Origin of the sequence: Streptomyces sp. ALB3, from assembly GCF_044385685.1 — a bacterium.
In the GTDB taxonomy this organism is placed as follows: Bacteria; Actinomycetota; Actinomycetes; order Streptomycetales; family Streptomycetaceae; genus Streptomyces.
In genome coordinates this window covers 36,556-57,031 of record NZ_JBISCE010000006.1, presented here as the reverse complement: position 1 = coordinate 57,031, position 20,476 = coordinate 36,556, and the positions used below count along the sequence as shown (strand labels likewise).

Below are 20,476 nucleotides of genomic sequence, written 5' to 3'. Positions count from 1 at the left end.
CGCCCGAACCTGTGTACGTGTGTGTGTCCATTACGCAGGTCTAAGACTGCCATGCTCACGTCCCACGGCCTGCATCGGCACCGGGATCACCGGCCGTGCCCCGTGCGGCGACTCCGTCGCCCGCCGGGCGCCGGGGCCCAACACCTCCGCCCACTCCTGCGGGGCGTCCGCGAGCCACCGGGTGACGAGGGCCCCGAAGCCGGGGACGTCCCGGGCGAGTTCTGCCAGCCGGTGGTCGAAGCGGGCCGCGCCTTCGGGCGTCCGCACGAGGAGTGTGCCGGTGCGGTGCACCAGAGCCCGGGTGCGGGCTTCGGGACGGCGGCCGGATCCCGCGGCGGCGGCCCGCAGCAGGGCGTCGAGGACCTCCGGGTCCCCGCCCGTGTCCTGCTCGAAGTCCAGCAGGACTTCCAGCAGCTCGGCGCGCAGCGGCCTGGACGCGGCGCTCCCCCCGGTGGCGAGCGTCCGCGCCAGCGCGGCGCGTACGGACGGCGGGGCGGGGCGGTCCCGCAGCAGTCCGGCCATCAGGGGCCGCAGCAGCGCCCGGGCGGCCGGGCCGAGCTCGAGCCTGTGGTCCACGTAGGCGGCGGCCTGCGCTCCGGCGTCCTCGCCCGACCGGCCGCGGCTTTCGATGTAGTGGCGCAGGAGACCCGGTGCGTGCAGTGCCAGAGCGGGGGTGTCCAGGGCGGCCAGTTCCCGCAGCACGCCGTCGGCAGCCTCCCCGGGCAGTGCCAGTCGGGCGCGCAGCGCGGCGAGCACGGGTTCCGGGTGCCCGGGGAACACCTCCGTGAGCAGGGCCACCGGCAGCCGTGGGTCTCCCCCGGCGAAGAGGCGCAGGGCCTGCGGCAGGTGGCGGCCTCCCGTCGCGGGGTCCCGTACGAGCACGGTGAGCGCCTGGGCGTGCAGGACCGCGTCGTCCGGCCGGCCCAGCAGGGTGAGCATCGCGCCGCGCAGCAGGGCACGGTCGGGTGCGGACAGCGCGCGGGCCGCGGCGAGGGGGGCGTGGACGGCCGCGGCGGCCCGCCTCGCGGGCCTCTCCTCGTCACGCGCCCATCGGTCGACGGCTCTGCAGAGAGCGGCCGGCTCGTCCTCGGCGAGGGCGGCGAGGAGTTCGGCGGCGCGCGGGTGGGCGGTGTCCGCCAGTGCCTCGGTCAGGTCGTCGACGGCGAGGTCCCGGCGGGCGTACAGGAGGGCCTGCGCGGCGGCGGCCACGGTGAGCCGCATCGGCACGCCGTCCTCGCAGGGCAGGGGGCTCTCGTCGGTGAACCAGCGGCAGAGCAGCACCTGGACGGTCGCCGGCCGGGCGGCCAGGCACCGGGACACGGCGTCCAGGTACCGTTCGCCTCCGTCCGGGCGGGGTGCGCCGTCGGCGGGCAGCAGGCGGCGCAGCAGATCGATCCGGTCCTCCTCGGGCAGCCGCGTCCGGCACCAGAACCCGGGCCCGAAGTCGGCGTAGGGGCCGAGTGCGTCAGGGCCGCCACCGGTCAGGGAACGCCGGGTGATCCGTCCGGCGAGCACACGCAGCACACCCAGGAAGGGCCGCGCGTCGGGCACCCTGAGCAGGCTCTCGCGGAGCAGGCGGGCCGCCCACCAGACCGCGTCGGTGAGCCGCTGCTCCACGCCCGGCCCGGAGGGCAGGCGGTCCATCGCCTCGATCAGGTCCGCCATCCGGTGGGCCAGCGCAGCGTTCCCCTGGCGCCGCTCCAGCAGGAGCATCGCCTGGAGCACCGGGCCGATGCGGTGGCGGGGCACGGGGAGGTTGCGGGGTTCCGCCGGGTCCTGCGGGGCGGGTGGAGGCGGCGCCCCGTCCGCGTGCCAGCGGTGGACCAGTGAGTGAAGGGCCGCGTCCAGGTCGAGGTGTGCGCCCTGCACCCAGTCGCCCAGCTCCTCGTGGGCGAAGCGGTAGCCCGCGCCCGCGGGGACCAGCAGCCCTTCGGTGAGGACGGCCGAGGCCCACCCCGTGCGCCAGGGGAAGAGCTCCTCGAACGCCGCCCGGTCGAGCTCTCCCTGCCCCGGGCCCAGGCAGCGCCTGGCGGCCTCGTGGACCTGGCCGGCCACCTTCGCCGCCAGCCTGCCGACCGCCGCGCCCCGGAGCCGGGGTTCGGCCTGGGCCCCGATGCGGACCGCGATCCGGACGCAGGCGAGGTCGAGACGGGCGGCGAAGACCTCCTCCGTCCCGGGCCTGCCCGGCACGTCGGGGGGCAGCGCCGCCCGCACCTCGGCGAGGAGGCGCAGGGTGAGGGGATGCCGGTCGTGGCCGGGCGCGACGGTGCCGGGCGGGATGCCGTAGCGTTCCCGGGCGCGCGCGGCCTGCTCCGCCGTGAGGTCGCCCAGGCGGACTGCGGACGGCAGATGCCCGGCCGGCCGCTCGGGCCGGTGCAGGGCGCCCGGCGGATACAGCGCGCCGGCGGTCTCCCAGTGCTCGGGACGACAGGCGACGACCATCCGCACCTCGTGGGCCAGGAGCCACCCGGCGGTCGCCTCGGCCCATCCGGCGAGCCGGTGGGCCAGCAGGGGAGGCATCTCCTCCGGTCCGTCAACGACGACGAGGAGCGGGTTCCCGGACACCGCGGCGAGCCGGGCCACCCGGTCGGGCGTGGCGGCCTCCATGTCGCCCCGGGCCCCGGCGGCGGAGACGATCTTCCCGGAGCGCCGCAGGGCCCGGGCCATCGCGTCCGTGACCGAGGTGTCCTCGGCCCGCAGATCGGCTCCGCGCAGCCAGAGCGTGAGGGCGGGCACCGGGCCGCGGGCACGGCGGGCGGCCAGGGCGGCGAGTTCCGTGGTGCGGCCGGTCCCGGGCGCTCCGACCAGGCCGAGCACCGGCCCCGTCCCGGTCTCGAAGGCGGTGAACTCCGCGCTGACGTCGGGGCGTTCGACCACCTCGGTGCCGCAGGGGCGGGCGTCGGCGTGGCCGAGCGAGGTGGCGGTCAGCTGCAGTGCCCCCGCGAGGTTGAGGTCTCGTCCGTACCCCGGGACGCCGGCGGCGTTGCGCCGGAGCACCTCGGCCAGCGGCTCCGGGACGTCCCGGGGGGTGAGCGGCACCGCGAGTCCGGCCGTCTCGTGTCCGGCCCTGAGCGCGGTCGAGAGGACGCCCAGGACCGCCCCGGTGCGAGGGTCCGTCACGGGCCCGCCGACCGCGGCCCCGCCGGAACGCAGCGCGTCACGGCCGTCCGTGCCGAGGGCGAGCTCCAGCGCTTCGGGGACGGGGTGGTCGCGCCCGCCCTCGGAGTACGTCGCCGGAGTCGCCCCGAGCACCCGCGCCTCCCGCCAGCCGTGGGCGGCGATCCGCACGTACGCGCCCGTGCCGACCTCCTCGCGCACGGCGATGGGGAGGGGCTCCACGCCCAGGGTCCCGGGGCCGCCGGTGCGCAGCAGGGCCAGCCCGAGGGCGGGCAGCGCGGTGATGTCGTCGGGGCCGACCCGGCAACTGCCTCCGTCGGCGGCGTGCAGCGTCAGTGGCACGGAGCGCGCGACGGCCTGGTGGCTGGTGACGACCGTGCCCCGGTCGTCCGCGACGAACCCCGTTCCCCGCGGCCGGCCGGCCTGATCGCAGATTCTCACCAGTCTCGACCGGTCCCCGCTGCCCATGGTCCGACGGTAGGTCCCGGGCGACGGACACCGGAAGCGCGGAAGGCCGAAGCGCCCCCCTCACACCCCCCAGTCACTCCGAGCGCCCACCCATCAGGGTGAATCGGAGGGTTCTCGTGGAGAGGGATGGTCCTGGGAGGGGGATCGTGGAGCGGGCGCGCACCAGGGGGGCTGCCCGCTCCACGATGGACGCACCCGCGGAGTCCGCGCGAGGCGCGGGCGTGGAGGCCCGCGCCGCTGAGGGCCTGGCAGGAGGAGACCCTCGCCCGACGGCCTGGTCAGGCGAAGACGGCGAGACTCCTGGCCTTGCCCTTCTGCTCCTCGACGAGCACCAGGAACGCCCCGTCGGGCCCGAAGACCCCGACCGGCCCCGGCGGATAGGACGGCATGTCCAGGCGCACGCCGTTGAGCAGCAGTCTCGCGCGCTTCTCGTCCACGTCCCAGCGCGGGAACGCCGACGCCGCGGCTTCGGCGACCGGCATCACGGTCAGCTCCTGCTGGTGCTGGTCGAGGGTGCGTGCCGCGTCCAGGCCGTACGGCCCGACGCGGGTGCGCCGCAGCGCGGTCAGGTGCCCGCCGACGCCCAGCCCGGCGCCGAGGTCACGGGCCAGCGCGCGGATGTACGTACCGGAGGAGCACACGACGGAGACGACCAGGTCGACGACCGGGGTACCGTCCTGCGCGACCGCCTCCCGGACGTCGTAGACGCGGAAGGACGAGACGGTCACCGGACGGGCGGGGATCTCGAAGTCCTCGCCACCGCGCACCCGGGCGTAGGACCTCTTGCCGTCGATCTTGATGGCGCTGACCTTCGACGGCACCTGCATGATCGCGCCGCTCAGTGCGGCGACCCCGGCGTCGATGCCTTCGCGCGTGACTCCGGAGGCGTCGGTGGACGAGGTGATCTCGCCCTCCGCGTCGTCGGTGACGGTGTCCTGGCCGAGACGGATCGTCCCCAGGTACTCCTTCTCGGTCAGCGCGAGATGGCCGAGCAGCTTGGTCGCCCTCTCGACTCCGAGGACGAGGACTCCGGTCGCCATCGGGTCCAGGGTGCCGGCGTGGCCGACGCGCCGGGTGCGGGCGATGCCGCGCATCTTGGCCACGACGTCGTGCGAGGTGAAGCCGGACGGCTTGTCGACGATGACGAGGCCGTCCGGCGTCCTGTTCTGCTGTGTCATGCGGAAGGTGAGCCCTCGCCGTTCTCGTCGGACTCGTCCTCGGGCTTGCGGTACGGGTCGGCGTCGCCCGCGTAGGCGGCGCCGGAGGACGCCTCCCGGACCTTGGCGTCCGAGGCCCGCGCCCTGTCGAGCAGGTCCTCGATCGCCTTGGCGTTGTCCGGCAGGGCGTCGGCGACGAAGGCCAGGGTCGGGGTGAACTTAGTCCCCGCCGCCGCGCCGACCGCCGAGCGCAGGACGCCCTTGGCGCTCTCCAGCCCGGCCGCCGCGCTCGCCCGCTCCTCGTCGTCGCCGTAGACCGTGTAGAAGACCGTGGCCTCCCGCAGGTCGCCGGTGACACGGGTGTCCGTGATGGTCACGTGCGTGCCCAGACGCGGGTCCTTGATACCGCGCTGCAGTTTCTCGGCGACCACCACCTGGATGAGGTCCGCCAGCTTCTTCGCCCGCGCGTTGTCGGCCACTGGTCCGTCTCCTTAAGCCTTGCTCAATCGTCTTCGTCGCTGTGCAGCCGCCGTCGTACGGACAGCAGTTCCACTTCCGGCCGGCCCGCGATCATGCGTTCGCACCGGTCGAGTACGTCCGTGAGGTGCCCGGTGTCCCCGGAAACCATGGCAAGGCCGATCTCGGCCCTGCGGTAGAGGTCCTGCCCGCCCGTCTCCGCGACACTCACCGCGAACTTGCGGTGCAGCTCGGCGACGATCGGGCGGACGATGGAGCGCTTCTCCTTCAGCGACCGTACGTCGCCGAGGAGCAGATCGAAGGACAGAGTCCCCACATACATGTATGTCCGGATGTCCCGCCGGTTCGGGGTCGCGCCCCGCCATCGCTTGGCGGGGACACCAGAACCGTACACGGAACGGCCGGGGCCGATCGACGGAAATACGTCCCGTCGACCGGCCCCGACTGTGAAGGAGAGCCCGGGGGTCGCCCCCCGGGAATCCCGTTGATCAGCCTCGCGGCTTCTCGCGCATCTCGTACGTCGCGATGACGTCGTCGATCTTGATGTCGTTGAAGTTTCCGAGGTTGATACCGCCCTCGAAGCCTTCGCGGATCTCGGTGACGTCGTCCTTGAAGCGACGCAGACCGGAGATGTTGAGGTTCTCCGCGATGACCTTGCCATCGCGCAGCAGGCGCGCCTTGGTGTTGCGCTTGACCTCGCCGGAGCGGACCAGCACACCGGCGATGTTGCCCAGCTTGGACGAGCGGAAGATCTCGCGGATCTCCGCCTTGCCGAGCTCGACCTCTTCGTACTCCGGCTTGAGCATGCCCTTGAGGGCCGCTTCGATCTCTTCGATCGCCTGGTAGATGACCGAGTAGTACCGGACGTCCACACCCTCGCGCTCGGCCATCTGCTCGGCACGCCCCGCGGCGCGCACGTTGAAGCCGATCACGATGGCGTCGGAGCCGGTCGCCAGGTTGATGTCCGACTCGGTGACCGCACCCACACCTCGGTGCAGGACCCGGATGTCGACCTCTTCGCCGACGTCGAGCTGGAGCAGGGAGGACTCGAGAGCCTCCACCGAACCGGACGCGTCGCCCTTGATGATGAGGTTGAGCTCCTGGACCAGACCGGCCTTGAGCGCCTCGTCCAGGTTCTCCAGGGAGAACCGGACACCCTTGCGGGCGAAGTTGGCGTTGCGCTCGCGAGCGGCACGCTTCTCGGCGATCTGACGGGCCGTACGGTCCTCGTCCACCACCAGGAAGTTGTCGCCCGCACCCGGGACGTTGGTGAGACCCAGCACCAGGACGGGGGTCGAGGGACCCGCTTCCTGGACGTTGTTGCCGTTGTCGTCGAGCATCGCCCGGACACGGCCGTACGCGTCGCCGACCACCATCGTGTCGCCGATGCGCAGCGTGCCGCGCTGGACGAGGACGGTCGAGACGGCACCGCGGCCGCGGTCGAGGTGGGACTCGATCGCAATACCCTGCGCGTCCTGGTCGGGGTTGGCCCGCAGGTCGAGCGAGGCGTCGGCGGTGAGGACGACGGCCTCCAGCAGTGCCTCGATGTTGAGGCCCTGCTTGGCGGAGATGTCGACGAACATCGTGTCGCCGCCGTACTCCTCGGCCACCAGACCGAACTCGGTGAGCTGGCCGCGCACCTTGGTCGGGTCGGCCCCCTCGACGTCGATCTTGTTGACCGCGACCACGATCGGCACCTCGGCCGCCTTGGCGTGGTTCAGCGCCTCGATCGTCTGGGGCATCACACCGTCGTTCGCCGCGACCACGAGGATCGCGATGTCGGTGGACTTCGCACCACGGGCACGCATGGCGGTGAACGCCTCGTGACCCGGGGTGTCGATGAAGGTGATACGGCGGTCCTCGCCGTTGACCTCGGAGGAGACCTGGTACGCACCGATGTGCTGCGTGATACCGCCGGCCTCGCCCGCGACGACGTTCGTCTTGCGGATCGCGTCCAGCAGCCGGGTCTTACCGTGGTCGACGTGACCCATGACGGTGACGACCGGCGGGCGGGAGACCAGGGCCTCTTCGCCTCCCTCGTCCTCACCGAACTCGATGTCGAAGGACTCGAGCAGCTCGCGGTCCTCCTCCTCCGGGCTGACGATCTCGAGGACGTAGTTCATCTCGTCCGCGAGGAGCTTCAGCGTCTCGTCGGAGACGGACTGCGTGGCGGTGACCATCTCGCCGAGGTTCATCATCACGGCGACGAGCGACGCCGGGTTGGCGTTGATCTTCTCCGCGAAGTCGGTCAGGGACGCACCGCGCGACAGCCGGACAGCCTGCCCGTTGCCGCGAGGCAGCATGACGCCGCCCACCGACGGGGCCTGCATGGCCTCGTACTCCTGGCGCCTCTGACGCTTCGACTTGCGCCCACGACGCGCGGGACCACCGGGGCGGCCGAAGGCGCCCTGCGTGCCACCACGGGCACCGGGGCCACCGGGACGTCCACCGAAGCCGGGACGACCGCCGAAGCCGCCGCCACCACCGGGACGGCCTGCGCCGCCACCGCCGCCGGGACCACCGGGACGGCCGGCGAAGCCGCCGCCACCGCCACCGGGACCTGCCGGACGGCCGGCGAAGCCGCCGCCACCGGGACGACCGGCGCCGCCACCGGGGCGACCGCCGCCGCCACCGGGACCACGGCCGCCGCCGGGGCCACCGCCGGGACGCGGGCCCGCAGCGGGACGCTGCGGCATCATGCCGGGGTTCGGACGGTTACCCGAGGGGGCACCGCCCGGACGGGGAGCCTGCGGACGGGGCATGCCGCCCGGGGACGGACGTGCGCCACCCTGGCCCTGCGGGCGCGGGGCGCCGCCGGGACCACCCTGCGGGCGCGGGGCGCCGGGGCGCTCCTGACCGCCGCCGGGGCGCGGGGCACCGCCGGGACGGGGCGCCTGGGGGCGCGCCATGCCGGTGGAGCCGCCGGAGGTGAAGGGGTTGTTGCCCGGACGGGGACCGGCCGGACGTGCGCCGCCGGGACGCGCCGCGCCCTGGCCCGCGGGACGTGCGGGACGGTCTCCGCCACGCTCGCCGCCACGGCCGCCGTCACGCTGACCACCGTCGCGGCCGCCGTCACGCTGACCGCCGGCCGGAGCCGGACGGGCGGGACGGGGACCCGGGGTGGCGCCCGCGGGACGCGGGGCCTGGGGCTGCTGCTGCGGCGCGGCCGGCTGCTGGGCCGGGGCCGGGGCGGAGAACTCCGCGGCGGGCACCGGGGTGACCGGGGCGGGCTTCGGCGCGGGCTTGGGGCCCGGACGGGGGCCCGCGGACGGCGCCGCGGGGGTGCTGCTCGCCGGGGTCTCCGCGGCGGCCGGCTTGGGGGCCGGGGCGCCGGGCTTCGGGGCAGCGGGACGTGCCGCAGCGGCCGGTGAGGGCGCTCCGGGCTTCGCGGGGGCGGCCTTGCGGGGCGCGCCAGGCTTTGCAGCGGACTTGCCGGCGTTGCCGCCGGGACCCTGCAGTGCGTCAGTCAACTTGCGTACAACCGGCGCCTCGATCGTCGAGGACGCCGAACGGACGAACTCACCGAGTTCTTGGAGCTTGGCCATGACGACCTTGCTCTCCACTCCGAACTCCTTGGCGAGTTCGTATACCCGGACCTTAGCCACTTCGCTCCTTTTAGGTCCGGGTTACCGCCGGACCGTCGCTACTTCATGGGCGTACTCATCGCGTACTCATCGAGTGCTCATCGCAATCTCGACCTACTTCCAACTCGCGAGGTACCTGACCGCACGGGGTCCCGTGCCGTTCACTTTCTTACGGTGTCACCCGCTCGACGAACCGCTGCAGTGCCGCGGAATCGAACGGCCCCTTGGCCTTGAAGGCCCGGGGGAAGGCCCGACGGCGAACCGCCAGGTCCAGACAGACGGAGGCGGGGTGAACATACGCACCCCGGCCGGGCAGCGTACCGCGTGGATCAGGGACAACTTCACCCTCGTCCACCACGATGCGCAGCAGCTCACTCTTGGCCGCTCGCTCCCGGCATCCCACACAGGTTCGCTCGGGGCAAGCGCGGGCGTGCGTCCGGCCAGACACGGCTAAGTCTACCTCCCCGCACCGACCTCACCCGCTGGGGGCACAAATCGAACGGATGTTGTCGTGATCCAAGCGCTCCGGCGCCCGGATCTATTCCTTGCGGCCGGCCCGTGCTGTCCGGGCCGGCCGGGCTCAGCCGCGCTCGGAACGTTCCCGGGCGCGCTCGGCACGCTCGCGGTCGGCCACGTCCCGCTCGGCGTCGGTCTCGGTGTCCGGGCGGATGTCGATGCGCCAGCCCGTGAGGCGGGCGGCCAGACGGGCGTTCTGCCCCTCCTTGCCGATCGCCAGGGACAGCTGGTAGTCGGGCACGGTCACCCGGGCGGACCGGGTCCCGAGGTCCACGACCTCCACCTTGCTCACCCGTGCGGGTGACAGCGCGTTGGCGACCATCTCGGCGGGGTCGTCCGACCAGTCGACGATGTCGATCTTCTCGCCGTGCAGCTCGGCCATGACGTTGCGCACACGGCTGCCCATGGGGCCGATGCAGGCGCCCTTCGGGTTCAGGCCGGCCCGGGTGGAGCGTACGGCGATCTTGGTGCGGTGGCCCGCCTCGCGGGCGATGGCCTCGATGACGACCGACCCGTCCGCGATCTCCGGGACCTCCAGCGCGAAGAGCTTCTTCACCAGGTTCGGGTGCGTGCGCGACAGCGTCACGGAGGGCCCGCGAACGCCCTTGGCCACCCGGACGACGTAGGTGCGCAGCCGCAGGCCGTGGGTGTACTCCTCACCCGGCACCTGCTCCTGCACCGGCAGGATCGCCTCCAGCTTGCCGATGTCGACCAGGACGTTCTTCGGGTCCTTGCCCTGCTGCACCAGGCCGGTGACGACGTCACCCTCATGGCCCGCGTACTCGCCGAAGGTCCTGTCGTCCTCGGCGTCGCGCAGCCGCTGCAGGATGACCTGCTTGGCGGTGGTCGCGGCGATACGCCCGAAGCCGGACGGTGTGTCGTCGAACTCCTTGGCCTCCTGGCCCTCCTCGAGCTCGGCCGGGTCGTCCTTCGCCCACACCGTGACGTGCCCGCCGGCGTCCAGCTCGACGCGCGCACGGCGGTGGCTGCCCTCGGTGCGGTGGTACGCGATGAGGAGGGCCGACTCGATCGCCCCGACGAGCACGTCGAAGGGGATCTCCTTGTCCTGCGCCAAGCCCTTCAGAAGCTTCACATCGATGTCCACGGCTACGCCTCCTCTTCCTTCTTGTCCTTGCGGTTGAATTCGATCTCCACGCGCGCCTTGGCGATGTCACCGAAGGCCACTCGGCGCGACGTGGGCTTGCGGCCCTTGACGCCGGGCACTTCCAGATCGAGGCCCTCGTCGTCCACCGCGAGGATGCGGGCCACCAGCTCGTCGCCCTCGCCCAGGGTGAGCTTGGCCAGCCGGCCGGTGGCGCGTACGTAGTGGCGGTGCTCGGTCAACGGGCGGTCGGCGCCCGGAGAGCTCACTTCGAGGACGTACTCGCCCTCACCCATGGCGTCGGTCTCGTCCAGCGTCTCGGAGATGCTGCGGCTGAGTTCCGCGCAGGTGTCGAGCTCGACACCGTCCTCGGAATCCACGATGACCCTCAGCACCCTGCGGCGGCCCGCCCGGGACACCTCGATCTCCTCGAGGTCCAGCTCCTTGGCGCCGACGAGCGGCTCCAGCAGTTCGCGCAGCCTGTCGCTCTGGGTGGTGCTCATCCGGGTGACTCCTCGGCCGCGTGTGCTGTTGTGGGGATCGTCGCGTGTCAGGTCAAAGGGTATCCGGTCCGCAGGGGTGTTGCCGTCCGCCTCCTGCCCGGCCGCGGGTACGCTCGCCTCCGGTGATCACTTCAGGTCAGTAACTGTCAGAAACCAGGCTGAAGGAGACAAGTGCGCCGCACGGGGACGACGCGCAGGGGTGCGCTCACCGCTACGGGAGCATTCGCCCTGGGCGCGGTGCTGACGGGCTGCGGGGAGCCGGAGGCACGGACGGGCCCCGGGGGCGCGGACGCCCGGGCCGCGTCGCTCCGGGCAGGTGCCCTGCGGGCGGCGGGTGCCCGCGACAGCGCCTCACTGCTCTCCCGCTACGAACAGGTCGCGGCCGCCCACCCGGTGACGGAGGCGGGGCTCGCGCCGCTGAGCGCCACCGTGCGGGAGCACCTGGCGGCCCTGGGCGGGCGGGCCGGGGCCGCAGGCGGCTCCCCCGCCCCGGCGCCCCCGGCCGGCCCCGCGGACGCGCGGGCGGCCCTGAGGGAGCTGGCGGCCGAGGAGCGCCGGGTGGCGGACGGCCGCGCCGCGGCCCTGCTCACCGCGGACCCCGAACTGGCCAGGCTGCTGGCCTCGATCGCCGCGGCCGGCGCGGCCCACGCGTATCTGCTGACCGAACTGGCCAAGGAGACCCCGGCATGAGACACGAGGCCGGAAGCGACGACACGGAGGGCACGCTGCGGGCCGCGCAGGCCGCGCTCGCCGCCGAGCACGCCGCTGTGTACGGGTACGGCGCCCTGGGCGGCCGGCTGGACGGAGGGCGCCGCGGCGACGCGACGGCCGCCTGCGACGCCCACCGGGCCCGGCGTGACGCGCTCACCCGGACGGTCCGTGACCTGGGCGGTACGCCGGTGGTGGCGGACGCGGCGTACGCTCTGCCCTTCGCGGTGCGGGATACGGCCTCCGCGACGCGGCTCGCCGCCGTGCTGGAGGACCGGGTCGCGCACGTGTACTCCGATCTCGTGCGGGCCGCCGGAGGGGCGCTGCGGCAGGACGCCGCGGGCGCGCTCCGGGAGGCCGCGGTGCGCGCGGTGCGCTGGCGCGGCACCGGCGTAGCCTTTCCTGGGCTCGTGGAGAAGGCCGCACCGCCGCAGGACACGGCGGAGGCCGGCGCCACGGGTGCCACGCACTGAGCAACTGAGCAGGCTCTGAAAGGGAACAAGGCACGTATGGGTTTCGAACCGCCGCAGCGTCTGGTGCGAGCGCTCGGCGAGACGTACGGGGACGCGGCCGCCGCCGAGTGGCTCGGACAGCTCCCCGCGCTCACCGACGAGGCGCTGTCCGCGCACGCGGTCTCCCTCGACCGGGTGTGCGCTCCCGGCGGGCGCAGCAGCCTCGTCCTCCTGGTGCGCCGGGCTGACGGCACGCCCGGCGTGCTGAAGCTCGCGCCTTCCGGCGCCGGCCCCGCGCTCGAGCGGGCGGCGCTCACGCACTGGCACGGCTGGGGTGCCGTCGAGCTCCTGGACGCTCCCGGGGCGGCGGTGCCCGAAGGTGCCCTCCTGCTGGAGCGGCTGCACCACGAGGTGTCCCTGCGGTCCCTTCCCGAGGCGAAGGCCCTGCTGGAGGCCGCCGGCACGGTGCGGCGGCTGTGGGTGGAGCCGCCGCCGGGCCACGCCTTCGAGACCGTGGCGGAGCGCACCGCCCGGCAGGTGGGTCCCATGAGGGCGGCGGCGGCGCGGGAACCCGCGCTCGAACCGCTCGTCTCGGCGGCACTCGCCGCCCGCGGCGACCTCGTCGACGAGCCCCCGGAACTCCTGCTTCTGCACGGCAACTTCCGGCAGAGCAAGGTCCTGTCGGGTGAGCGCGCCCCTTGGCTGGCGGTCGGACCGGAGCCGCTGACCGGCGAGCGGGCGTACGACCTGGCGCGGCTGGTGCGGGACCGGGTGGAGGACCTGATCGCCTCGCCCGGCGGCGCCGCGACGGCCCGTCGCCGGGTCAAGAAGCTCGCCGAGTCCCTGGAGGTCGACCAGGCGCGGTTGCGCGGCTGGACCCTGTTCCGGGCCGTCGAGTCGGGCACGCGCGCGCTGACCGTGGGACGCAGGCAGGACGGCGAACTGTCGCTGGAGTTCGCGGCCTGGCTCTAGTCGGCGCGGGAAGCACGAGAGGGCCCCGCGCGGTGCGCGGGGCCCTCTTCTTCGCCGTCCGGCCGGTCAGCCCCGGTCCGTCAGACGGGCGATCGCCTCGTCGACCGTGAGCTCCTCGCGCTCGCCCGTGCGACGGTCCTTCAGCTCCAGGACGCCCTCGGCCGAACGGCGGCCGGCGACGAGGATCTGCGGGACCCCGATGAGCTCGGAGTCGGTGAACTTCACACCGGGTGAGACGCCCGCCCGGTCGTCGACGAGGACCCTCAGGCCCGCCGCGTTGAGCTTCTCGGAGACGTCGAGGGCCAGCTCGGTCTGGAGGGCCTTGCCGGCGGCGACGACGTGCACGTCGGCCGGGGCGATCTCACGGGGCCAGCACAGGCCCTTGTCGTCGGCCGTCTGCTCGGCGAGGGCCGCCACCGCGCGGGAGACACCGATGCCGTAGGAGCCCATCGTGACCCGTACCGGCTTGCCCTGCTGGCCGAGGACGTCGAGGGAGAAGATGTCCGCGTACTTGCGGCCGAGCTGGAAGATGTGGCCGATCTCGATCGCCCGGTCCACCTGGAGGCCGGTGCCGCAGTTGGGGCAGGGGTCCCCGGCCTCGACGACGACGACGTCGAGGTGGTCGTCGACCTCGAAGTCGCGGCCCGCGACGACGTTCCGCGCGTGCTTGCCCTCCTGGTTCGCACCCGTGATCCAGGCGGTGCCCGAGGCGACGCGGGGGTCGGCGATGTAGCGGACCTTCTCCAGGCCCTGCGGGCCGACGTAGCCGCGCACCAGGTCGGGGCGGCCGACGAAGTCCTCGGCGGTGACGAGTTCGACGACGGCGGGGGCGAGGTGCTCGCCGAGCTTGCCGAGGTCGACCTCGCGGTCGCCGGGTACGCCCACGGCCACGATCTCGCCGTCGACCTTGACCAGCAGGTTCTTCAGGGTGGCGGAGGCCGGGACGCCGAGGTGGGCGGCGAGGGTCTCGATCGTCGGGGTGTCGGGGGTGTCCAGCACCTCGACCGGGCCGGCCGCCGAGGCGTCGGCAGCGGTGGCCTTGAAGGTCACGGCCTCGGTGTTGGCGGCGTAGTCGCAGTTCGGGCAGTCGACGAAGGTGTCCTCGCCGGCGGGCGCGGGGGCGAGGAACTCCTCGGAGGCGGATCCGCCCATGGCGCCGGAGACGGCGGAGACGATGCGGTGGTCGAGGCCGAGGCGCTCGAAGATCCGGATGTACGCGGCGCGGTGCAGCCGGTAGGCCTCGGCCAGGCCCTCGTCGGTGGTGTCGAAGGAGTAGGAGTCCTTCATCTGGAACTCGCGTCCGCGCAGCACACCGGCGCGGGGGCGGGCCTCGTCGCGGTACTTGGTCTGGATCTGGTAGAGGATCACGGGCAGGTCCTTGTAGGACGAGCACATGTCCTTGACGACCTGGGTGAAGACCTCCTCGTGCGTGGGTCCGAGGAGGTAGTCGGCGCCCTTGCGGTCCTTGAGCCTGAACAGCAGGTCGCCGTACTCGTCGTACCGGCCGCTCGCCTCGTACGCCTCCTTGGGGAGCAGCGCGGGGAGCAGGACCTCCTGGCCGCCGATGGCGTCCATCTCCTCGCGTACGACGCGGGTGACGTTCTCGAGGACCTTCTTGCCGAGCGGCAGCCAGGACCAGATGCCGGCCGCGGTGCGGCGTACGTAACCGGCGCGGACGAGGAGCTTGTGGTTGAGCGTCTCGGCGTCCGCCGGGTCGTCGCGCAGTGTCTTGATCATCAATCGGGACATGCGCTGGACCTGGGCCATGGTGAACTCCTGCTCGCAAGGGTGGTGGGCCCGAGGTTAGCCGGGGGGCCCGCGCGGGCGGAAATCGATTGCCCGGGCCAGCCGGTCCACCGGGGCGGCCGGCCCGGCTCAGCCTCGGCGCAGCGGCAGGGGCGCGCCCATCACCGCGTACGGCTTGGGCGCGCTGGGGAAGAGCACCTGCCGGGCCAGGTCCTGGTAACCCAGGGCGCGGTAGAGGCCGCGGGCGGGACTCTCGGTGTCGATCGCGGAGAGGATGGACCGCGGCAGTTCGACGGCGTCCGTGATGGTGGTGATCAGGCTGCGGCCGATTCCGCGTTGCTGGAAGCCCGGGTGGACGTGGAGTTCGGTGATCACGAAGGAGTCGTCGAGCCAGTCCTCGGATCCGGTGGCGCGCAGATACGGTTCGACGACGGTGGACCACCAGTGCGTCCGGTCGTTCGGCAGTCCGTAGACGAATCCGACGAGCCGTCCGTCGGCGGCGGTGGCGCCCAGGGCGCGGGCCCGCGGGTGGTCGAGGTGGCGCAGCACGATGTGGCGGCGTACGTCGATCTCGTCCTGGGTGAGGCCGAAGGCGAGGGCCTGCACGGCGAGGGCCTCGTCGACACGGGCGGCGAGGTCGAGCGGTCCGACCACGATGCCGGGTGTGCCGGAGCCCGAAGGGGACGTGGGGGTTGCTGCTGCCATGCGGGGAACCCTACTGTCCGTGCCGCCCGGTCAGAACAGCACGCTCATGAACGCGCCGGTCTCGCGGAAGCCGACGCGGCTGTAGGCCCTGCGCGCGGCGGTGTTGTAGTCGTTCACGTACAGGCTGACGACCGGTGCGACGTCACTGAGCGCGTGGCGCAGGACGGCCGCCATGCCCGTTTCCGAGAGCCCCCGGCCACGGGCCTCGGGAGCGACCCAGACCCCCTGGACCTGACAGGCCCGGGGGGTGGCCGCGCCGATCTCCGCCTTGAAGACGACCTTGCCGTCCTCGATACGGGCGAAGGAGCGGCCCGCGGTGATCAGTTCGGCGACCCGCGCCTGGTAGAGGAGACCGCCGTCGCCGGCGAGCGGGGAGATGCCGACCTCCTCGGTGAACATGGACACGCAGGCCGGCATGAGGACGTCCATCTCCTCCTTGCGGACCCTGCGCACGAGCGGGTCGGGCACCACCTCCGCCGAGGGGCGGTCGGTCACCATCAGCGGCTGGTGGGGGCGGACCTCGCGGGCCGGGCCCCAGCTCGGTTCCAGGAGGCGCCACAGCTGGGCGGTGGGGCCGGCCGGGCCGACGATCGAGGAGCAGCGGCGGCCGGCCCGCCGGGCACGGTCGGCGAAGGCCCGGACGGCCTCGGGGGTGGCGCAGATGGGCACGAGGTTCGCGCCGGAGTAACAGAGCGAGCGCAGGCGGCCGTCGGCGTACCAGCCCCACATCTCGCCGCCGAGACGCCAGGGATCGAGTCCGGCGACCTGCACGCGGGAGGTGACGAACGCGTTGTCCACGGGTTCGCTCTCGAGGATGGCGAGCGCGGCGGGGAGCTCGCCGGGGTCGAGGACCCGGGTAGTGGTCTGCGTCAACACTGGGGCCTCACCGAACGGTCTGCTGATGTCCGCACTGTACCCAACATGGCTGTGGGGTGCCGCCCCCGTACGGAAAGCGGTGGCCGCGGACACGGCTGAGCCCCGCAGGTCCGCCTGCGGGGCCCGAGGACGCCGGGGGTCAGCCCGCGATGGAGACCTGGGGCTCGCCCGAGGCGATGCCGTCCTTCTCCATCTGCTCCGCGATCTTCATGGCTTCCTCGATGAGGGTCTCCACGATCTTCGACTCCGGGACGGTCTTGATGACCTCCCCCTTCACGAAGATCTGGCCCTTGCCGTTGCCGGAGGCCACGCCCAGGTCCGCTTCGCGGGCCTCGCCGGGGCCGTTGACGACACAGCCCATCACGGCGACCCGCAGCGGGACCTCCATGCCCTCCAGACCCGCGCTCACCTGGTCCGCGAGCTTGTAGACGTCCACCTGCGCCCGGCCGCACGACGGGCACGACACGATCTCCAGCCGCCGCTGCTTGAGGTTCAGCGCCTCCAGGATCTGCAGTCCGACCTTGACCTCCTCCGCCGGAGGAGCGGACAGCGACACCCGGATCGTGTCCCCGATCCCCTCGGAGAGAAGCGCGCCGAACGCCACCGCGGACTTGATCGTCCCCTGGAACGCCGGGCCGGCCTCCGTCACACCCAGGTGCAGCGGGTAGTCGGACTGCGCGGCCAGCTGGCGGTAGGCGTTCACCATGATGACCGGGTCGTTGTGCTTGACCGAGATCTTGATGTCCCGGAAGCCGTGCTCCTCGAAGAGTGACGCCTCCCACAGGGCCGACTCCACGAGCGCCTCGGGCGTCGCCTTGCCGTACTTCTTCAGGAGCCGCGCGTCCAGGGAGCCGGCGTTCACGCCGATGCGGATGGGGGTGCCCGCGTCCCCCGCCGCCTTGGCGATCTCCTTGACCTTGTCGTCGAACTGCTTGATGTTGCCCGGGTTGACCCGGACCGCGGCGCAGCCCGCGTCGATGGCCGCGAAGACGTACTTGGGCTGGAAGTGGATGTCCGCGATCACCGGGATCTGCGACTTCCTGGCGATGGTCGCCAGCGCGTCCGCGTCGTCCTGCGTCGGACACGCCACACGCACGATCTGGCAGCCCGAGGCCGTCAGCTCCGCGATCTGCTGCAGCGTCGCGCCGATGTCGGACGTGCGCGTCGTCGTCATGGACTGCACCGACACCGGTGCGTCCCCGCCGACCGCGACCGTGCCGACCTGGATCTGGCGGCTGACCCGTCGGTCGGCGAGCTTGGTCGGAACGGCCGGCATTCCGAGAGAAATCGCAGTCATGCGCTGAGCATCCCCAAGGTGTGGATCAGTGTGGATCGAGGTCCCGAGAACGGCGGACTCCAGGCTTCGAGGTTACGGCACCGCGGAAGAACGGGGCGCACCCATGCCGTCGGACCACTCTCCGGTGTGCGGCCGGACACCACTCGTGTGACCGGCCGCGACCTCCGGGACGTGCGGGACGTCAGGTGATCTTCACCGGGTTCACGATGTCGGCCACCAGCACCAGCAGCGTGAAGCAGATGAAGATCCCCGCGACCACGTAGGCGACCGGCATGAGCTTCGCCACGTCGAAGGGGCCGGGATCGGGCCGCCTGAAGACCTTGGCCACGTTCCGGCGAAGCGATTCCCACAGCGCGCCCGCGATGTGCCCGCCGTCGAGCGGGAGCAGGGGCAGCATGTTGAACAGGAACAACGAGAGGTTGAACCCGGCCAGCAGGAACAGCATCATCGCCATCTGGTTCTGGGCCGGGACGTCCAGGTTCATCACCTCGCCGCCGATCCGGGCCGCGCCGACCACGCCGACCGGTGAGTCGTCGGCGCGCTCACCGTCGCTGAACGCCGCGTTCCAGAGGTCGGGGATCTTGGAGGGCAGGGCGATGATCGAATCGACGCCGTTCTCGATCATGTCGCCCATGCGGACGACCGAGTCGCCGAAGGAGAGCGGCAGGATCTCGGTCCTGGCGGCGAAGCCCAGGTACCCGGCCTCGACGAACTCACCCGGCACGACCTCGCCGTCGGCGTCCTTCTTGGCCACGGCGTTCTTCTCGAGCACGGCGTTCAGGGTCTGTTCCCGGCCGTCGCGCTGCACGGTGATGGTGGCGGGGCCGGTCGTCTGCCGGATCCTGTCCGACAGGGTGGCCCAGTCGTCGATCCCCTGCCCGTTGAAGGCGACGATCCTGTCGCCCTCCTTGAGCCCCGCGGCCTTGGCGGGCGAGACCGGGTCGGACGCCTTGCAGACGTCGCGGTCCTCACTCTGGTCGATCACGCACTGCTGGACGCCCGCGACCTCGGTGGTCTGGGTCTGGAAACCGAAGGTCATCGCCACGCCCATGAAGATCGCGACGGCGAGGACCAGGTTCATGAAGGGTCCGGCGAACATCACGATCACGCGCTTCCAGGGCTTGCGCGTGTAGAAGAGGCGCGTCTCGTCGCCCGGCTCCAGCTCTTCGAAGGCCGCGGACCGGGCGTCCTCGATCATGCCGCGCCACGGTGACGTGGAGCGCGCCTCGATCCGGCCGTCGGGCCCCGGGGGGAACATGCCGATCATCCGGATGTAGCCGCCGGCGGGGATGGCCTTGATGCCGTACTCGGTGTCGCCCTTCTTGCGCGACCAGAGGGTCGGCCCGAAGCCGACCATGTACTGGGGCACCCTGATGCCGAAGAGCTTGGCCGTCGACAGGTGGCCCAGTTCGTGCCAGGCGATCGAGAACAGCAGACCCACGGCGAAGATGGCGATACCCAGAATCGTCATCAGGATCGTCGTCGTGCTCATACGTGCGCCTCCGCTGTCGCTTCCGCCGAGAGTTCGCGTGCCCTGGACCGGGCCCAGGTCTCCGCCTCGAGGACGTCCGCGACCGTCAGTGAAGTTCCCGTGGCGGGGGTGCCGTGTTCGGCCACCACCGCTGTGACCGTATCCATGATTCCGTTGAAGGGCAGCCGTCCTGACAGGAAGGCGTCCACGCACTCCTCGTTGGCCGCGTTGAACACCGCGGGCGCGGTGCCGCCGAGGGTGCCGACGTGCCTGGCGAGCCCGACGGACGGGAACGCCTCGGCGTCGAGCGGGAAGAACTCCCAGCTGGAGGCGGTCGTCCAGTCGAAGGCCGGGGCCGCGTCCGGGACCCGCTCGGGCCAGCCGAGTCCGATGGCGATGGGGCCCCGCATGTCGGGCGGTGTCGCCTGGGCGAGGGTGGAGCCGTCGGTGAACTCCACCATCGAGTGAACGTAGGACTGGGGGTGGACCACGACCTCGATCCGGTCGAACGGGATGTCGTAGAGCAGGTGCGCCTCGATGACCTCCAGGCCCTTGTTGACCAGGGTCGCGGAGTTGACCGTGATCACCGGGCCCATGGCCCAGGTCGGGTGCGCCAGGGCCTGTTCCCGGGTCACCCCGGCCAGCTCGTCGCGCGTACGTCCGCGGAACGGGCCACCGGACGCGGTCACGACCAGCTTGCGGACGTCGGCCCGCTTCCCCGCCGCGAGGGCCTGGAAGAGCGCGGCGTGCTCGGAGTCGACCGGGATGATCTGGCCGGGGGCCGCGAGCGCCTTCACCAGCGGGCCGCCGACGATCAGCGACTCCTTGTTCGCGAGGGCGAGCGTGCGGCCCGCCTTCAGGGCGGCGAGCGTGGGGGCGAGGCCGATCGAGCCGGTGATCCCGTTCAGCACGGTGTGGCAGTCGCTCGCCGCCAGGTCCGTGGCGGCGTCGGGCCCGGCCAGGATCTCCGGGAGCGGCTCCCCCGCCCCGTAGACGTCGCGCAGGGCGTCGCGGAGCGCCGGGACCTTGTCCCCGTCGGCGACCGCGACCGTGCGCACGCGCAGCTGACGGGCCTGCTCGGCGAGGAGACGGACCCTGCCGCCCGCGGCGGAGACCGCTGTGACGCGGAAGCGGCCGGGGTTGCGCAGGACCAGGTCGATGGCCTGGGTGCCGATGGACCCGGTGGAGCCGAGGATCACCAGATCCCGGCGGCCTACCGCCGCGTCGAAGACGAGATGCGGGTCGGCCAGGGGTGAGGGGCTGTCGCTCATGGCCCCCATTGTCGCCGCATCCGCTGTGCGCTCCGACAGGGCGCCCCCGTCGGC

General features: G+C 72.7%; 17 protein-coding genes. 3 read left to right on the top strand and 14 right to left on the bottom strand.

Going from position 1 to position 20,476, the window contains the following annotated elements; translation table 11 throughout:
* Positions 1–30 precede the first annotated feature (30 nt).
* The 8 genes from ACHFIV_RS06790 to rimP all read right to left on the bottom strand — a co-directional run bounded on the left by ACHFIV_RS06790 (position 31) and on the right by rimP (position 10,924).
* The gene (locus ACHFIV_RS06790; RefSeq protein WP_398964669.1) at positions 31–3,585 is read right to left on the bottom strand and encodes a serine protease; all 3,555 of its coding nucleotides are present in this window, start codon (positions 3,583–3,585) and stop codon (positions 31–33) included.
* Positions 3,586–3,863: 278 nt separating this feature from the next.
* Positions 3,864–4,763, bottom strand: coding sequence for a tRNA pseudouridine(55) synthase TruB (gene truB, locus ACHFIV_RS06785; protein WP_398964667.1), 900 nt, complete (start codon positions 4,761–4,763; stop codon positions 3,864–3,866).
* On the bottom strand, positions 4,760–5,221 hold the full coding sequence (gene rbfA, locus ACHFIV_RS06780) for a 30S ribosome-binding factor RbfA (RefSeq protein ID WP_398964665.1): 462 nt from the start codon (positions 5,219–5,221) through the stop codon (positions 4,760–4,762). Before rbfA ends, truB begins: the two co-directional genes overlap by 4 nt.
* A gap of 23 nt (positions 5,222–5,244) precedes the next feature.
* A complete protein-coding gene (locus tag ACHFIV_RS06775; protein ID WP_203182771.1) occupies positions 5,245–5,541 on the bottom strand; it encodes a DUF503 domain-containing protein in 297 nt (98 codons plus the stop codon).
* A gap of 166 nt (positions 5,542–5,707) precedes the next feature.
* The gene (infB, locus tag ACHFIV_RS06770; RefSeq protein WP_398964664.1) at positions 5,708–8,824 is read right to left on the bottom strand and encodes a translation initiation factor IF-2; all 3,117 of its coding nucleotides are present in this window, start codon (positions 8,822–8,824) and stop codon (positions 5,708–5,710) included.
* A 148-nt stretch (positions 8,825–8,972) separates the two neighbouring features.
* A complete protein-coding gene (locus ACHFIV_RS06765; protein ID WP_014153747.1) occupies positions 8,973–9,251 on the bottom strand; it encodes a YlxR family protein in 279 nt (92 codons plus the stop codon).
* A gap of 132 nt (positions 9,252–9,383) precedes the next feature.
* Positions 9,384–10,424 (bottom strand): transcription termination factor NusA, encoded by a 1,041-nt coding sequence (nusA, locus tag ACHFIV_RS06760; protein ID WP_398964661.1) that lies wholly within the window; start codon positions 10,422–10,424, stop codon positions 9,384–9,386.
* 2 nt (positions 10,425–10,426) lie between these two features.
* Complete coding sequence (gene rimP / locus ACHFIV_RS06755; protein WP_398964659.1) at positions 10,427–10,924, bottom strand: ribosome maturation factor RimP; 498 nt, start codon at positions 10,922–10,924, stop codon at positions 10,427–10,429.
* 171 nt (positions 10,925–11,095) lie between these two features.
* On the opposite strand from rimP, the gene ACHFIV_RS06750 reads away from it, so the two are divergent.
* The 3 genes from ACHFIV_RS06750 to ACHFIV_RS06740 are packed head-to-tail and all read left to right on the top strand — an operon-like array spanning position 11,096 to position 13,056.
* Positions 11,096–11,614, top strand: coding sequence for a hypothetical protein (locus tag ACHFIV_RS06750; protein WP_398964658.1), 519 nt, complete (start codon positions 11,096–11,098; stop codon positions 11,612–11,614).
* On the top strand, positions 11,611–12,105 hold the full coding sequence (locus ACHFIV_RS06745) for a ferritin-like domain-containing protein (RefSeq protein WP_398964657.1): 495 nt from the start codon (positions 11,611–11,613) through the stop codon (positions 12,103–12,105). The genes ACHFIV_RS06750 and ACHFIV_RS06745 overlap by 4 nt, the downstream gene beginning before the upstream one ends.
* A 36-nt stretch (positions 12,106–12,141) precedes the next feature.
* Positions 12,142–13,056, top strand: a complete 915-nt coding sequence (locus tag ACHFIV_RS06740; RefSeq protein WP_398964655.1) for an aminoglycoside phosphotransferase family protein — start codon at positions 12,142–12,144, stop codon at positions 13,054–13,056.
* Positions 13,057–13,122: 66 nt separating this feature from the next.
* Here the strand turns inward: ACHFIV_RS06740 and ACHFIV_RS06735 are convergent, their stop codons facing one another.
* The 6 genes from ACHFIV_RS06735 to dxr all read right to left on the bottom strand — a co-directional run bounded on the left by ACHFIV_RS06735 (position 13,123) and on the right by dxr (position 20,422).
* Complete coding sequence (locus tag ACHFIV_RS06735; protein WP_398964653.1) at positions 13,123–14,823, bottom strand: proline--tRNA ligase; 1,701 nt, start codon at positions 14,821–14,823, stop codon at positions 13,123–13,125.
* 108 nt (positions 14,824–14,931) lie between these two features.
* Positions 14,932–15,507 (bottom strand): GNAT family N-acetyltransferase, encoded by a 576-nt coding sequence (locus ACHFIV_RS06730; protein ID WP_398964651.1) that lies wholly within the window; start codon positions 15,505–15,507, stop codon positions 14,932–14,934.
* A gap of 30 nt (positions 15,508–15,537) precedes the next feature.
* Complete coding sequence (locus ACHFIV_RS06725) at positions 15,538–16,383, bottom strand: GNAT family N-acetyltransferase (RefSeq protein ID WP_398964649.1); 846 nt, start codon at positions 16,381–16,383, stop codon at positions 15,538–15,540.
* Between the two features lie 139 nt (positions 16,384–16,522).
* The gene (ispG, locus tag ACHFIV_RS06720; RefSeq protein WP_398964647.1) at positions 16,523–17,680 is read right to left on the bottom strand and encodes a flavodoxin-dependent (E)-4-hydroxy-3-methylbut-2-enyl-diphosphate synthase; all 1,158 of its coding nucleotides are present in this window, start codon (positions 17,678–17,680) and stop codon (positions 16,523–16,525) included.
* 181 nt (positions 17,681–17,861) lie between these two features.
* Positions 17,862–19,172, bottom strand: coding sequence for a M50 family metallopeptidase (locus ACHFIV_RS06715; RefSeq protein ID WP_398964645.1), 1,311 nt, complete (start codon positions 19,170–19,172; stop codon positions 17,862–17,864).
* The gene (gene dxr, locus ACHFIV_RS06710; RefSeq protein ID WP_398964644.1) at positions 19,169–20,422 is read right to left on the bottom strand and encodes a 1-deoxy-D-xylulose-5-phosphate reductoisomerase; all 1,254 of its coding nucleotides are present in this window, start codon (positions 20,420–20,422) and stop codon (positions 19,169–19,171) included. The genes ACHFIV_RS06715 and dxr overlap by 4 nt, the downstream gene beginning before the upstream one ends.
* Positions 20,423–20,476: the final 54 nt, after the last annotated feature.

What these genes read in the sequence shown, in the direction of transcription:
- ACHFIV_RS06790 (WP_398964669.1), bottom strand. Translation starts at nt 3,585, where the DNA reads ATGGGCAGCGGGGACCGGTCGAGACTGGTGAGAATCTGCGATCAGGCC.
- truB (WP_398964667.1), bottom strand. Translation starts at nt 4,763, where the DNA reads ATGACACAGCAGAACAGGACGCCGGACGGCCTCGTCATCGTCGACAAG.
- ACHFIV_RS06775 (WP_203182771.1), bottom strand. Translation starts at nt 5,541, where the DNA reads ATGTATGTGGGGACTCTGTCCTTCGATCTGCTCCTCGGCGACGTACGG.
- rimP (WP_398964659.1), bottom strand. Translation starts at nt 10,924, where the DNA reads ATGAGCACCACCCAGAGCGACAGGCTGCGCGAACTGCTGGAGCCGCTC.
- ACHFIV_RS06745 (WP_398964657.1), top strand. Translation starts at nt 11,611, where the DNA reads ATGAGACACGAGGCCGGAAGCGACGACACGGAGGGCACGCTGCGGGCC.
- ACHFIV_RS06740 (WP_398964655.1), top strand. Translation starts at nt 12,142, where the DNA reads ATGGGTTTCGAACCGCCGCAGCGTCTGGTGCGAGCGCTCGGCGAGACG.
- ACHFIV_RS06735 (WP_398964653.1), bottom strand. Translation starts at nt 14,823, where the DNA reads ATGGCCCAGGTCCAGCGCATGTCCCGATTGATGATCAAGACACTGCGC.
- ACHFIV_RS06730 (WP_398964651.1), bottom strand. Translation starts at nt 15,507, where the DNA reads ATGGCAGCAGCAACCCCCACGTCCCCTTCGGGCTCCGGCACACCCGGC.
- ispG (WP_398964647.1), bottom strand. Translation starts at nt 17,680, where the DNA reads ATGACTGCGATTTCTCTCGGAATGCCGGCCGTTCCGACCAAGCTCGCC.
- ACHFIV_RS06715 (WP_398964645.1), bottom strand. Translation starts at nt 19,172, where the DNA reads ATGAGCACGACGACGATCCTGATGACGATTCTGGGTATCGCCATCTTC.
- dxr (WP_398964644.1), bottom strand. Translation starts at nt 20,422, where the DNA reads ATGAGCGACAGCCCCTCACCCCTGGCCGACCCGCATCTCGTCTTCGAC.